Raw genomic sequence first — 13,624 nt, 5'->3', positions numbered from 1 at the left:
GTGTTACCACTGACATCCGTGTCACTTTCTCTTGCAGTGCAAGTGTCTGGCTCGCCAGGCACTTACACCTATCGGTTATTCGTTTTGTTAAAGAGCGGTGCTGACTTCGCTTCGTTGCGTCGTCAGCTGATGGAGCGAACTATACGCAGTCGATTTAACCCCGTCAACACGTTTTTTTAAAAAAACCATCACATTTCAAGCAAATATAACGCAACACCATGAAATAAAAGAAAAATTCCATATGAAAATCATAATTAACCAATCAGCAATCAAGGTAAAACCAGCAAAACAGGCCGCAATGACAATGCCAGATGTGCCATTTCAGCTATTTCTGCCATTTTTTATTGCTTATAGCCAATATAAAAACAAAGGGCCGCATTAGCGGCCCTTGTTCATGTATCAGCACCCGGCTGACGGCGGCAGACAAACTAGCTGCGATAGTCGGCGTTGATCTTCACATAGTCATAGGAGAAGTCGCAGGTCCACACGGTGGCATTGGATAGGCCACGGCCCAACACCACGCGCACGGTAATCTCGGCCTGCTTCATGACACGTTGGCCGTCTTCCTCCTTGTAGTCCGGATTGCGGCCGCCGTCCTTGGCCACCAGCACGTCGTCCAGATACATCTCCAGACGATCAACATCCAAGTCGGCAATGCCGGCGTAACCGATGGCGGCCAGCAGGCGGCCCAGGTTCGGATCGGAGGCAAAAAACGCGGTTTTCACCAGCGGCGAGCGACCGATGGCGTAGCCGACTGCCTTGCACTCGGCGACGGTACGACCGCCTTCCACCTGTACGGTAATGAACTTGGTGGCGCCTTCGCCGTCACGCACGATGGCCTGCGCCAGTTCGATGGCCACTTCCAGCACCGCAGCCTTCAGCTGCTCGTAAGCGGCGGAGGTGGCGCTGTCGATGCGAGCAGCGCTGCCCTGCCCGGTAGAGATCAGCATGAAGCTATCGTTGGTGGAGGTGTCGCCGTCGATGGTGATGCTATTAAAGCTGAGGTCGGCCACTTCTTTCACCAGCTGGTTCAGCAGCGGGCGGGTCACCGGCGCGTCGGTGGCGATGAAGCCGAGCATGGTGGCCATGTTCGGGTGGATCATGCCGGCGCCCTTGGCGATACCGGTGATGTTCACCGTCTGGCCGTCGATCTGGATGGTGCGGCTGGTGGCCTTGGGCGCCACGTCGGTGGTCATGATGGCTTCGGCGGCATCGGCCCAGCTGGCGGTCTTGCGCTGCGGCAGCGCGCTGGTGATCTTGTCCACCGGCAGCGGCTCCAGGATCACCCCGGTGGAGAACGGCAGAATCTGTTCCGGCAGGCAGTCCAGCTCGGCGGCCAGTGCCTCGCACACCGCGCGGGCATGCTGGCGACCGGATTCGCCGGTACCGGCGTTGGCATTACCGGTATTCACCACCAGCGCGCGAATCTGCACGCCGGCATCCAGGTGCTGCTTGCACAGCTGCACCGGGGCGGCACAGAAACGGTTCTGGGTGAACACGCCAGCCACGGTGTTGCCCTTATCCAGACGAATCACCAGTACGTCCTTGCGACCCGGCTTCTTGATGCCGGCTTCGGCATAGGCCAGATCGACACCGGCGATGGGGGCGAGCTTGCTGTTATCTACAGGCTTGAGATTCACGGGCATGACGTTTCTCCGAAATTCGATGTCGCAAGATTGTAACTGAACGCCGCGCCCCGATCACCCTCAGCTGTCGCCCTGCTCCTGCACCAGCCCCAGCAGCGCCTCACCGTAGCGCGCCACTTTCAGCTCGCCCAGGCCATACACTTTTTTCAATGCGGCCAACGTTGCCGGCCGCTGCTGCACCAGCTCCTGCAAGGTGCGGTCGTTACATACCGCGTAGGCCGGCACATTGTGTTCGTCGGCGGTGGCCTTGCGCCAGCGCCGCAGCGCCGACCACAAGCGCTCTTCGCGCTCGGTGCGCAGCCAGCGCTCGCCGTGCACGCTCTGGCGCTGGCGCGCCTCGGCCAGCGGACGCAGTTCGATCTGCTCGGTGCCCTTGAGAATGCTGCGGCAGGCATCGGTGAGCAGCAACGACTGGCCGCGCACTACGTCCACCTGCAGCAGCTTGCGCGCCACCAGCTGGCGGATCACCGAGCGCCAGGCCTTCTGATTCAGCTCTTTGCCGATGCCGAAGGTGGACAGCTGATCGTGGCCGGCCTGCTGCACATGCTGGTTGGGACGCCCCAGCAGCACATCAATGATGTGGCCGGCCGGGTAACGTTGGCCGCAACGGTAGATGCAGGACAGCAGCTTCTGCACCACCGTGGTGGCGTCGAAGGTAGCCGGCGGGCGCAGGCAGTTGTCGCACTGGCCACATGCCGGCGCCGTCTCGCCGAAGTAGGCCAGAATCTGCTGCCGACGACAGCTGGCGGTTTCGCAGTAACCGAGCATGGCGTCCAGCTTGGTCAGCTCCACTTGCTTCTGCTGCGCCGGGCTGTCGCCGCCCTCAATCATCTGCGTCAGCTGCACCATGTCGTTGAGGCCGTAGCACAGCCAGCTGGTGGCCGGCAGGCCGTCGCGGCCGGCGCGGCCGGATTCCTGGTAGAAGTTCTCCGGGCTCTTGGGCAGGTCGATATGGGCGACGAAGCGCACGTCCGGTTTGTCGATGCCCATGCCGAAGGCGATGGTGGCCACCATTACGATGCCGTCGTCGCGCAGGAAGGTGCGCTGGTTGCGATCGCGCTCCTCGTGGCTCATGCCGGCGTGGTAAGGCAGCGCGCGGATGCCGTTTTCGCCCAGCCATTGCGCGGTATCGTCCACCCGCTTGCGCGACAGGCAGTAGACGATGCCGGAGGCGGCAGGGAAATCATTCTCGATGAAGGCCAGCAGCTGCTTCTTGGCGCTGTCCTTTTCCACCACCTGATAGAACAGATTGGGGCGGTCGAAACTGGTGACGAACTGGCGCGCATCCTGCAGCTGCAGGAAATGCAGCATGTCGGCGCGGGTTTCGGCGTCGGCGGTGGCGGTGAGCGCGATACGCGGCACCTGTGGCCAACGCTGGAACAGCTGCCCCAGTTGCTGGTATTCCGGGCGGAAGTCATGCCCCCACTGGCTGACGCAATGCGCCTCGTCCACCGCGAACAGCGCGATCTGCGGCAGGCTGGCGAGAAACTCCAGGAAGCGCGGCGACAGCAGCCGCTCCGGCGCCACATACAGCAGATCCAGCGCGCCCTCGCGGGCGAAGTGGGCGATGGCACGCGCCTCATCCGGCGTGGTGGCGGAATTCAGGCATGCCGCCGCCACCCCCGCTTCGCGCAGCGTGGCGACCTGATCCTGCATCAGTGCGATCAACGGCGACACCACCAGCGCAAGGCCGGGGCGCAACAACGCCGGAATCTGGTAGCACAGGCTTTTGCCGCCACCGGTAGGCATCAGCACCAGCGCGTTACCGCCGCCGGCGACATGGTCGATGATGTCGGCCTGCATGCCCCGGAACGCCGGGTAGCCAAAAGTAGTCTGGAGAAGGGAGAGTGCGTCCTGCATCGGGTTTTCCGCGTGAAGGGCGCCATTGTACGCAAAAACCGCCGGCCCCGTGTCCGGCAACGGCGCCGCGCGCCATCCCCGCCCGGCAAGCACCGCCCAGCCTGCCTGACATGGCGGCAGGCCGCGGGTTTTAACGGAGAAACACTACTGTGAAGCCGCCCTATATGCGAGACTTGCGCTGTTTATGCAGCCAGAGCCTGACCATGAAGCCTTATATCCTGTTTGCCCTTGCCCTGCTGGCCCTGACCGGCTGCGCCAGCACCAGCAGCGTCGGCGGCAAGACCAGCGCCGGCAAGGGCGTGATCCAGCTGCCGCCGCGCCAGACACCGCAGGCACGGCCACCGGTGGTGGCCAACGCGGAGTGGGTGATTCTGGGCGTATCGCCCAATGGCAACATCCTGCACGAGATCGACAAGCTCAGCATCCGCCGCAAAGGCACGCTGACGCTGTTCCGCGACCGCAAGACCATCTTCAATCCGAAGAAGGAAAACTTCCTCAACACGCCGCAGCACAAGCAATCGATCAATAGCTGGGAAGTGGACTGCGTCGCCTCGACTTTCCGGCTGGCGGCCATGCAGCTGCTGGACGAAAACGGCCGGGAAATCCTCAGCCGCACTTATAATGACAGCGAAATTCGGCCGATGCCGGTGGTGCGCCAGTCGGCCTCCTTCCAGCAGCTGGATTACGTCTGCAAACAGGCTATCGCCGCCTGAGCAACAACCGGGCTGCGGCCAACTTGAAAAGGGTGATCATGCGACGGGTGGTATTCAATCAGAAAGGTGGGGTGGGCAAATCCACCATTACCGTCAACCTGGCCGCCGCCGCTGCCAAGGCCGGCCGCAAGGTGCTGTTGCTGGACCTGGATCCACAGGGCAACGCCAGCCACTACCTGACCGGCAGCAGCACGGTGCCCGAGGCCAACGCGGCCAACTTTTTCAACCAGATGCTGAATATCAGCCTGTTTGAAAAGAAACCGCAGGATTTCATCGCCCCCACCCGGCACGACAACCTGCACCTGATGGCGTCGCACCCGGAGCTGTCAGAGCTGATGGTCAAGCTGGAGGCGCGCTACAAGATGTTCAAGCTGCGCGAAACCCTGCTGCAGCTGGAAGCCGAATACGATGAGATCTGGATCGACACCCCGCCGGCCCTCAACTTCTACACCCGCTCGGCGCTGATTGCGGCCAACCGCTGCCTGATCCCGTTCGATTGCGACACCTTCTCGCGCCAGGCCCTGCTGGGGCTGCTGGACAGCGCCGCCGAAATCCGCGCCGACCACAACCCGGAACTGCAGATCGAAGGCATCGTGGTCAACCAGTTCCAGCCCCGCGCCAGCCTGCCGGTGCGCATGGTGCAGGAGCTGCGGGACGCCGGCCATCCGGTGCTGCACCCGCCGCTGTCGGCGTCGGTGAAGATTCGCGAATCGCATGAGCGCAGCCTGCCGATGGTGTTCCTCGACCCCAGACACAAACTGGCGCAGGAATTCAGCCAGCTGTACGCCAACCTGGCGCAACACTGAGCGGCCGCTGCGGACGCTCGCCAGCCCCGCCGATGAAAGCCCGGCTCAAGCCCGCCCCCCTGCTGCTGACCAGCGTGCTGCTGGCGGGCGGGCTATGGCTGCTGGCCATGCTGCTGCAGCAACAGGCCGAAGACAACAGCCGTCGTAGCCACCAGCTGTCGCAAGCGGCGCAACATCTCGCCGAGCTGAACCAGCGCTTGCAGCAGCTGCTGCAAAGTGGCCAGACCGCCACCGAGCTGCTGCTGAGCACGGAAAGCAGCGGCAACACCAGCAACGGCAGCTTTGCCCGCTATGCTCCCTACGTACTGTCGTCCAATAGCGCCTTTGATTTTCTGGCCGTGATCCAGCGGGTGGACCCGCGCCAGCGCGACAGCATCGAGCTGAACCAGGGCCTGCTACTGCGCCAGTTCAATGGCACCCGCCTGGAACCGGCCGCCAAGCGCGCCATGTACTTCCCGGTTGCCCAGCAATACCCGGACGATAGCCAGGCGCTGCCGCTGCACCTGGATCTGGGCGCGCAACCGGAGGTGCTGACCACCCTGCTGCGCGCCGCCGCCGACGGCCTGCCCGCCTTGGCGCAGCTGCATACCGGCAGCAGCCAGCGGCTGGTGCTGTTTTTCACCGCCAAGGCCCGGCCGCAGCCACTGCTGCTGGCTATCGGCCTCAGCCCGGAACAGCTGCTGAGCGGCAACAGCCAGGGTGAAGCCGCCGAGCAGCTGCGACTGCGCATCCTGATCCAGGATCGCCGCCACCCGCTGCTGGCCGACAGCCACCCCAGCCTGCCGCTGCCGGCGCTGCCGCTGCTGCGCGCCAGCCGCATCATCGGCGGCCAGCAGCTCACCTTCGAACTGCTGCCGGTGGAAGACAGCGCCAGCCATAGCCACCTGCTCGCCGGCACGCTGATGCTGATCGCGCTGGCGCTGCTGGCCGCCACCGCGCGCCAGCTGGCCCGGCAGGGCCGCCAGACCCTGCACTACCAGAGCGGCATGATCGGCCGGCTGCAGGAAAGCAATCTCGGGCTGAAAACCCAGCTGGAGCGCCAGCAGCAGCGGCTGAAACCGCTGCAGGAAATCGAAGACCGCTACCGCAGCCTGCTGGCGCAGCAGAGCGACGGCGTGATTCTGCTCAGCCGCGAAGGCCAGGTACTGCAAGTCAACCCGGAAGCCGCCCACCTGATTGGCCAGCCGCCGGACGCGCTGCTGCAACTGCCGGCCGGCGCGCTGATCAGCGAGCTGTACCCGCCGCTGCACAGCCGCTTTGCCGACCATGTCGCCCCGCTGCTGGGCCACCCCTTCGAAGCACTGCTGATCTGCGACCAGGCCTTCATGCTGCAGGTGGAGCTGTCGCTCAGCCTGATCCAGCCGGCAAATGCCACGCCGTTCTACCTGGTGGTGTGCCGCAATATCGCCGCGCGCAAGGAGCGCGAAGCCGCGCTGCTGCGGCTGACCGATACCCTGGCGGAACAGGTGGAAACCCAGTCGCGCCAGCTGTCCGCGCTGCTGGACGCCAGCCCGATGGCGATGGCCTATATCGTCGACCGCCATTTCAAGCAGGTGAACAAGGCGTTCCTGGCGCTGTTCCACTACCGCGAGGAAGACATCGCCGAGCAATCCACCCGCCTGCTGTACGACAGCGACGAACACTTCCAGCGCACCGGCCGCAGTATCTACCCGGCGCTGAATACCGGCACCGTGTCGCAGGACGATGTCTGCCTGGTGCACGGCAACGGCGGCAGCCTGTGGGTGCGCATGTATGGCCGCGCGGTGAAGCCGGGCCAGCCGGCGCTGGGCTCGGTGTGGCTGTACCAGGACATCTCCGCACAGCGCAACACCGAGGAGGCGCTGCGCCGCGCGCGCGACCTGGCGGAAGAAACCAGCCGCGCCAAGACCGACTTTCTTGCCAATATGTCGCACGAGCTGCGCACCCCGCTGCATGCCATCCTGGGCTTTGCCGAAATGGGCCAGCAACAGGATGCCGCGGTGGCCGCCCCGCGCCTGCAGCGCTATTTCGAACGCATCCACAACAGCGGCAGCCGCCTGCTGTCGCTGCTGAACGAACTGCTGGACCTGTCGAAAATGGAGGTTGGCCGCATGGAATACCAGATGCAGCGCAGCGACCTGCAACAGGTGGTGCGCGACTGCCTGGACGAGCTGAAAGGCCTGGCCGACCAGCAGGCCATCACCCTGCTGTTTGTGCCGCAACCCTACGCGGTAGAGGTGGACATGGACCCGTTCCGCATCGGCCAGGTGGTGCGCAACCTGCTGTCCAACGCCATCAAGTTCAGCCCGCACGGCGCGCGGGTGACGCTGGACATCCAGAGCGGCCCGGAAAGCGAGGCGCCGGTACGGCTGGAGGTGCGCGACTATGGTCCGGGCGTGCCGGAAGACGAGCGCGAGCGCATCTTCGACAAATTCATCCAGAGCAGCCTGACCAAGACCGGCGCCGGCGGCACTGGCCTCGGGCTGGCCATCTGCCGCGAAATCATTCATGCCCACGGCGGCGAAATCAGCGTGCACAATGCCAGTGGCGGCGGCGCCGTGTTCAGCTTCAGCCTGCCGCGCCGGCAACAAGGCCCGCACAAGGAGAACTGACCATGGCCAAACGCGTGTTACTGGTGGACGACGAGCCATTCAACCTGGAGCTGCTGGGCGAGCTGCTGGAAGATGCCGGCTACCAGACCGTTGCCGTCGACAACGGCGAGGATGCCTGGCAGATCCTGCAACGCGATGGCGAACAGTACGCCGCGGTACTGCTGGACAAGATGATGCCCGGCATCAGCGGCTTCGAGCTGCTGCGCCGCATGAAAGCCACCCCGCGGCTGGCGTTCCTGCCGGTGATCATGCAGACCGCGGTGGGCGCGGCGGCCAGCGTGCAGGAAGGGCTGTCTTCTGGCGCGTTCTACTACCTGACCAAGCCGTTCTCGCGCGACATGCTGCTGGCGGTGGTGGCCGCCGCCGCCGTGCACTGGGATCGCCACCAGTACTTCCGCGAGCTGGCCAACCAGCAGATCGGCGCGCTGCAACACCTGGACCGCGCCGATTTCAGCTTCCGCACCCCGCACGAGGCCCGTCACGTCACCGCGCTGCTGGCCAAGACCAGCCCGGAACCGGAAAAGGTCGCCACCGGCCTGTTCGAGCTGATCGTCAATGCCATCGAGCATGGCAACCTGGGGGTGAGCTACGAGGAAAAAACCCGGCTGCAGCGGCAGGAACAATGGGAACACGAGCTGGAGCGGCGCCTGGCCGATCCGGTGCTGGGGCAGCGCAAGATCCACGTCAGCCTGACGCGCAGCCCGCGACAGCTGCAGTTCGAGATTCGCGATCAGGGCGACGGCTTCGACTGGCAGCACTTTCTGACTCGCGAGCCGGGCGAACTGCTGGCCAGCCACGGCCGCGGCATCATGATCGCGCGCCGGCTGTCGTTCGACGAGCTGGAATACCGCGAACGCGGCAACGTGGTGTCTGCCATCAGTTATCTGCCGGCTGCGGCGGACGACAGCGGCGGCTCCCAGTAGCGCACCGCTCGCCGCGGCGCCACCGCGTTGTCCGCCCCCAGCCGCAACTGCAACCCGCCGTGCCAGTCGGTGCGCCACAGCTGGATCGGCCGTGCGGCCAACCTTGCCAGCACCAGCGGATGCGGGTGGCGATAGCGGTTGCGGTAGCCGGCGCTGATGATGGCATGCTGCGGCTGCACCGTATCCAGCCATGCGTCGGCCGTGGCGCTGCGGCTGCCGTGATGCCCCAGCACCAGTACCTGGCTGCGTAGCGCCGCACCGTAACGCGCCACCAACATTTCCTCCACCGCCTGTGGCGCATCGCCGCTGAGCAGGATCGCCTGCCGCCGCGTGGCCACCCGCAACACGCAGCTATGGCTGTTGTCATCGCCCGCCGTCTCCGGCCGCGGCCACAATACATCGAAGCGCACGCCGTCCCACGCCCAGCTCTGCCCGGCGCGACATGGCGTGGCCGCCTGTTGCGGCACGCTGCCCGGCTGGCCGCGCCACAGCGCCGCCAGCGGCAGGGCCGCCACGACCCCTTCGGCAGCGCCGTCGTGATCGGCATCGTGGTGTGACAGCATCAGCGCCGGCCGCGTCGCCCCCAGTGCGCGCAGCACCGGCAGCAGCGTGCGCCCGGCATCGCCGGCGCCAGTATCGAACAGCAGATCGTGGTGCGCCGTTTGCAGCAGCACCGCCAGCCCCTGCCCCACGTCGATCACCTCCACCTGCAGCTCGCCCGGCAGCGGGCGCGGCACGCGATACAGCAGCAGCGGCAGCAACAGCAGCACGCCCGCCAGTTGCAGGCTGCGCGTCAGCGGCAACAACAGGCACAGCGTGCCCAGCAGCGCCGCCGGCAGCAGCGGCCACGGCAGTGCGGGGAACCACCACTGCGGCCCGGCCGCCAGCCAGTCCACCCAGCCCCAGAAGCCGGCGGCCACCCAGCCGGCCAGCTGGGCCAACCCGCCCCACGGCAGCGCGGCGGCCAGCAGTGCCAACGGCGTCAGCAGCAGCGACACCAGCGGAATGCCGAGCACATTGGCCAGCGGCGACAGCAGCGGCCACTGCCCGAACAGCCACGCCAGCGGCAACAGCGATGCCAGCGTCACCCGCCATTGCGCCGCCAGCATGGCGGGCAAGTACCCGGGACGGCGACGGCGGCCGACCTCGCCCGCCAGCAGCGCGCCGACCAGACCGAACGACAACCAGAAGCCCGCCGCCAGCGCCGCGAACGGATCCAGCAGCAACACCACCGCTAGCGCCGCCAGCCAGATCTGCCACGGCGACAGGCTGCGCCAGCCCCACAACGCCAGCGTGCTGGTGGCCAGCATCCACACCGTGCGCTGGGTCGGCACTGAAAAGCCGGCCAGCAAGGCGTAGGCCAGCGCCGCCAGCATGGCCGCCAACAAGGCCAGCCGTTGCGGCTGGCACTGCGGCCAACGTTGCAACAGCCGCCGCAGCAGCCACAACACCAGCCCGGCCAGCAGGGTGATGTGCAGGCCGGACACGCTCACCGCGTGCGTTAATCCCGTTGCCGCCAGCGCCTGCCATTCGCGCCGCTCGATACCCTGCTGCGCCCCCACCGCCAGCGCCGCCACCAGTGCGGCATCGCGTCCCGGCCCGATCGCCGCGCTCAGCCGCGTCACCACCCGCTGCCGCGTGGCATCCAGCCACGGCCAGAAACCGCTGGCGGCCGGCAACGCCTGTCGCCGCTTGCCGACGCTGCCGGTAGCCAGCACGCCCTCGCTCCAGTACCAGCGGCTGGCGTCGAAGCCGGCCACGTTGGCCGCACCGTGCGGCTGGCGCAGGCGCAGCAGCAATTGCCAGCGGCTGCCCGGCGGCCAGTCGCGCCGGGCGTAATCGTTCAGCTCCAGCAACGGCGGCAATGCCGGCGGCCCCGCATCCGGCGCAAAACGGAAGCGCACGCCATACTCGCCGGTGGTGGCCAAACCGCGCACCGTGCCGGGCACCGACATCGCGACACCCTCCAGCGCGGCCGGCAAACGTGCGGCCAGACGCTGCTCGATGTGCCAGCCGGCATAAGCCATGCCGGCCAGCAGCGATAGCAGCAACAGCGGCAGCCGCCGGCGCCACCACAGCGGCCAGCTGGCAATGATCAGCGCCAGCAGCAGATGCCAGTCCGGTACCGATGGCAACCAGACACACAGCACCAGCCCCAGGCAAAAGGCAGCGAGTTTTTCCATTACGCCATGCTATGCAATTGACATCACCATTGCCAGAGCATTGCCGCCGGCGCGGTGTTGCCGTATCTTCGCCGCCACTTGCAAGGACACCGCATCATGACTGCTACCCCGCTCTACTGCGCCGAACCGGCGCGGCGCGACAGCGCGCAACAACTGGCCGAACGTTTTGCCCTGCCGCTGGTGAAACAGCGCCCGACCGAGGGCTACTGGCTGGAACTGGGGCCGGAACGGCTGGAGCTGCTAACCAGCGGCAAGCATGGCGCGGTGTATGCCGAATTCGTCGAGGGCGCCGCGCGCCATCGCCGCGAACAGGGCGGCGGCCGCGGCCAACCGGTGGCCAAGGCCATCGGTCTGAAAGGGGCCAAGGATTTGCCGCGGGTGGTGGACGCTACCGCCGGCCTCGGTGGCGACAGCTTCGTGCTGGCGACGCTGGGTTGCGAAGTCACCCTGCTGGAGCGCTCGCCGGTGGCGGCCGCGCTGCTGTTCGATGCGCTGGAGCGGGCGCGCTGGCACCCGGACACCATGGACATCGCCAGCCGCATGACGCTGGTGCACGCCGATGCCAAACGCTGGCTGGCGGCACAGGCGGAGCTGCCGGCCGAGCAGCGTCCGGAAGTGGTGTTCGTCGATCCGATGTTCCCGGATACCGACAAGAAAAGCGCCGCCGCCAAGAAAGGCATGCAGGCGTTCCAGCAGGTGATCGGCGACGACCTGGACAGCAGCGAGCTGCTGGCCGCCGCCATCGCCGCCGCCACCGTGCGCGTGGTGGTGAAGCGGCCGCAACGCGGCGCGGCCATCGAAGGCGTCAAGCCGTCGGTGGTGCTGGACGGCAAATCCACCCGCTTCGACTTGTACGTGATCAAGGCGCTGCGGCCGCAAGGCTGATGCGGCCAACCTTGTGCCGCCGGCCACCGCCCGGCTGCGCTACACTCCCCTCCCCGTGATGCGGGCGGCCAGCCGCCCGCGACTTATCCAGTAACCAGCCGATGGAGCCGCTGATGTCTGTTTTTGCCGTTGAATTCAAGGTGCGTGATTACGAATGCGATATGCAGGGCATCGTCAATAACGGGGTGTACTTCAACTACCTGGAGCACGCCCGCCACGAGTTTCTGCTGGAAAAAGGCATCGACTTCGCCGAGCTGGCGCGGCAGAACATCAACCTGGTGGTGGTGCGCTCGGAACTGGACTACAAGGCGTCGCTGACCAGCGGCGACCAGTTCGCGGTGACGGTGGCGTTCGAGCCGGTATCGAAGGTGCGCTTCGGCTTCCGCCAGCAGGTGATTCGCCGCGCCGACCAGAAGGTGGTGCTGGAAGGGCTGATCATCGGTACCGCCATCAACGAGCGTGGCCGCCCGGCGATTCCGGCCGAGTTTGCCGCCCGGCTGATGGACTGATGCCACCGGCGCAGCCACGATAAAAAATGCGGCCAACGTTGGCCGCATTTTTCATGACTACACGAAGCGCCGCTGCAGGCGCAGCAGCAAGGCCAGCACCACCGCCATCAGCGCCAGCAGCCAGAAGAAATCATGGCCGGACTGCAACACCAGCTGCGCCGATTCCGCCGCCGGCCGCTCCGCCGCGTGCGCCATGCTGCGTTGCTGCATGATGATCACGCCCCACGACAGCCCCACCGCATTGGCCACCTCGCGCATGGCGTTCTTGACCTGGTAGGCGTGGCTGAACACCGTCTCGTCCACCTGGCTGAAGGTCGCCGCCGCGGTGGTGCCGAGGAAAAACGGCATGAACAGGCTGTGCAGCAGGAACAGTCCGGCCGGCAGCAACCAGCCCGGACTGTCGTGCGTGATGCTGGCCAACAACAGCGCCGCCGCCGCCAGTAGCAAGGCGCCGGCAAACAGGTAGCGGCGCACATCCGGCCAGCGCAGCATCAGCTGCAGGTGCAGGATGGCGAACGGCAGCGCCAGCAGGCCGGTCAAGCCCAGCCACAGCCCGCTGTGCAACTGATCCATGCCCAGCCCCTGCGCCATGTACAGCGGCAGCACATAGCCGCAGCCGGACACCACCAGGTAGCCGACGCCATACACCGCCATGCCCCACAGGTAGCGCTCGCTGGTAAAACGGCGGAATGGCACCAGCGGCGAGCGGCGGCGCCATTCATGGCGCAGATACAGCAACAGCAGCAGGCAGGCCACGCCACCCAGCGCCCACAGCAACGCGCCGTGGGTCCACAATTCGAAGCGGGCGCGCTCCAGCACGAACTGCAGCAGGAACACCCCGGCCGCCAGCAAGGCAATCGCCCACGGGTGCAGCCGGTCCGGGCGCTCGTTTTCCACCGGCTCGTGCTCCGGCACCGCGCGGCGCACCAGATAGTCGGTCAGCAACACCAGCGGCAGCATGACCAGGAACAGGGCCTGCCAGCCGGTCAGCGACAACAGCAGCGCCGCCAGCATCGGCGCCAGCCCGGAGCCGAGCATGATGCCGCCCGGCAGGAACAGCATCGCCTGCAGCCGCTGCGGGCCGCGGTAATGCATGATCTGCACCCGCGACGCGGTGAAGAATGCCGCCCCGCCCAGCGCCTGCACCATCCGCGCGGCGATGAAGGCCGCCGGCGTGCTGGCCAGCGCACACAGCAGCGCGCCGCCGCCAAAGGCCAGCAGCGACCAGCGCAACATGCTGCGATAACCCAGCCGCTGCACCCACCAGCGATGGCTGAGAATCATCAGCACCGCCACCGCGGCATAGCAGGCAGCCGCCAGGCTGAACTGCTGCGGCGTGGCGCCCACCCCCAGGCTGACGGCGTGGGAGCCGAACGCCACCATCACGCTCTGCAGATATTCCAGCAGCACGATCAGGGCAATGGCGAGGTGATGCCGGGTATAAGGCGGCGCAAACAGCGAGGGAGCAGACATGATGATGAACGACCGACAACAACAAGACAGTCATT

11 protein-coding genes are annotated in these 13,624 nt (G+C 66.1%); 7 read left to right on the top strand and 4 right to left on the bottom strand.

All coding sequences use genetic code 11. The features are described 5' to 3' along the window. Window positions 1–241 precede the first annotated feature (241 nt). A complete protein-coding gene (locus ABNW52_RS17620) occupies window positions 242–382 on the top strand; it encodes a hypothetical protein (RefSeq protein WP_349590699.1) in 141 nt (46 codons plus the stop codon). A 46-nt stretch (window positions 383–428) separates the two neighbouring features. Here the strand turns inward: ABNW52_RS17620 and argJ are convergent, their stop codons facing one another. Together argJ and recQ are read right to left on the bottom strand one after the other, a co-directional pair. Next, the gene (gene argJ, locus ABNW52_RS17615; RefSeq protein WP_349590696.1) at window positions 429–1,646 is read right to left on the bottom strand and encodes a bifunctional glutamate N-acetyltransferase/amino-acid acetyltransferase ArgJ; all 1,218 of its coding nucleotides are present in this window, start codon (window positions 1,644–1,646) and stop codon (window positions 429–431) included. 60 nt (window positions 1,647–1,706) lie between these two features. Next, window positions 1,707–3,506: a DNA helicase RecQ gene (gene recQ, locus ABNW52_RS17610; RefSeq protein WP_349590693.1), complete on the bottom strand. Its 1,800-nt coding sequence runs from the start codon at window positions 3,504–3,506 to the stop codon at window positions 1,707–1,709. A 203-nt stretch (window positions 3,507–3,709) separates the two neighbouring features. Between recQ and ABNW52_RS17605 the strand changes: the two genes are divergently transcribed. Genes ABNW52_RS17605 through ABNW52_RS17590 form a run of 4 tightly spaced genes read left to right on the top strand, consistent with a single transcriptional unit; the run spans window position 3,710 to window position 8,539 of the window. After that, window positions 3,710–4,219, top strand: a complete 510-nt coding sequence (locus ABNW52_RS17605) for a surface-adhesin E family protein (RefSeq protein WP_349590690.1) — start codon at window positions 3,710–3,712, stop codon at window positions 4,217–4,219. A 38-nt stretch (window positions 4,220–4,257) separates the two neighbouring features. Next, window positions 4,258–5,025, top strand: a complete 768-nt coding sequence (locus tag ABNW52_RS17600) for a ParA family protein (protein ID WP_349590688.1) — start codon at window positions 4,258–4,260, stop codon at window positions 5,023–5,025. A 32-nt stretch (window positions 5,026–5,057) separates the two neighbouring features. Beyond that, window positions 5,058–7,616 carry an ATP-binding protein gene (locus tag ABNW52_RS17595; RefSeq protein WP_349590685.1) on the top strand — a complete coding sequence of 853 codons (2,559 nt, stop codon included), beginning with the start codon at window positions 5,058–5,060 and terminating at the stop codon, window positions 7,614–7,616. A gap of 2 nt (window positions 7,617–7,618) precedes the next feature. Then, on the top strand, window positions 7,619–8,539 hold the full coding sequence (locus ABNW52_RS17590) for a response regulator (protein WP_349590682.1): 921 nt from the start codon (window positions 7,619–7,621) through the stop codon (window positions 8,537–8,539). On the opposite strand, the gene ABNW52_RS17585 is transcribed toward ABNW52_RS17590, so the two are convergent. Further along, the gene (locus tag ABNW52_RS17585) at window positions 8,497–10,722 is read right to left on the bottom strand and encodes a DNA internalization-related competence protein ComEC/Rec2 (protein WP_349590679.1); all 2,226 of its coding nucleotides are present in this window, start codon (window positions 10,720–10,722) and stop codon (window positions 8,497–8,499) included. The genes ABNW52_RS17590 and ABNW52_RS17585 overlap by 43 nt on opposite strands. A 96-nt stretch (window positions 10,723–10,818) precedes the next feature. On the opposite strand from ABNW52_RS17585, the gene ABNW52_RS17580 reads away from it, so the two are divergent. Together ABNW52_RS17580 and ABNW52_RS17575 are read left to right on the top strand one after the other, a co-directional pair. After that, on the top strand, window positions 10,819–11,607 hold the full coding sequence (locus ABNW52_RS17580) for a class I SAM-dependent methyltransferase (RefSeq protein ID WP_349590676.1): 789 nt from the start codon (window positions 10,819–10,821) through the stop codon (window positions 11,605–11,607). A gap of 113 nt (window positions 11,608–11,720) precedes the next feature. Next, window positions 11,721–12,116, top strand: coding sequence for an acyl-CoA thioesterase (locus tag ABNW52_RS17575; protein ID WP_349590673.1), 396 nt, complete (start codon window positions 11,721–11,723; stop codon window positions 12,114–12,116). A 57-nt stretch (window positions 12,117–12,173) separates the two neighbouring features. Here the strand turns inward: ABNW52_RS17575 and ABNW52_RS17570 are convergent, their stop codons facing one another. Continuing rightward, window positions 12,174–13,589, bottom strand: coding sequence for an MFS transporter (locus tag ABNW52_RS17570; RefSeq protein WP_349590671.1), 1,416 nt, complete (start codon window positions 13,587–13,589; stop codon window positions 12,174–12,176). Window positions 13,590–13,624 lie beyond the last annotated feature (35 nt).

The sequence above is a fragment of the Vogesella oryzagri genome, from assembly GCF_040148885.1.
GTDB lineage: Bacteria > Pseudomonadota > Gammaproteobacteria > Burkholderiales > Chromobacteriaceae > Vogesella > Vogesella oryzagri.
The sequence above is the reverse complement of the archived record's forward strand: the minus strand, read 5'-3'. Positions and strand labels throughout refer to the sequence as shown.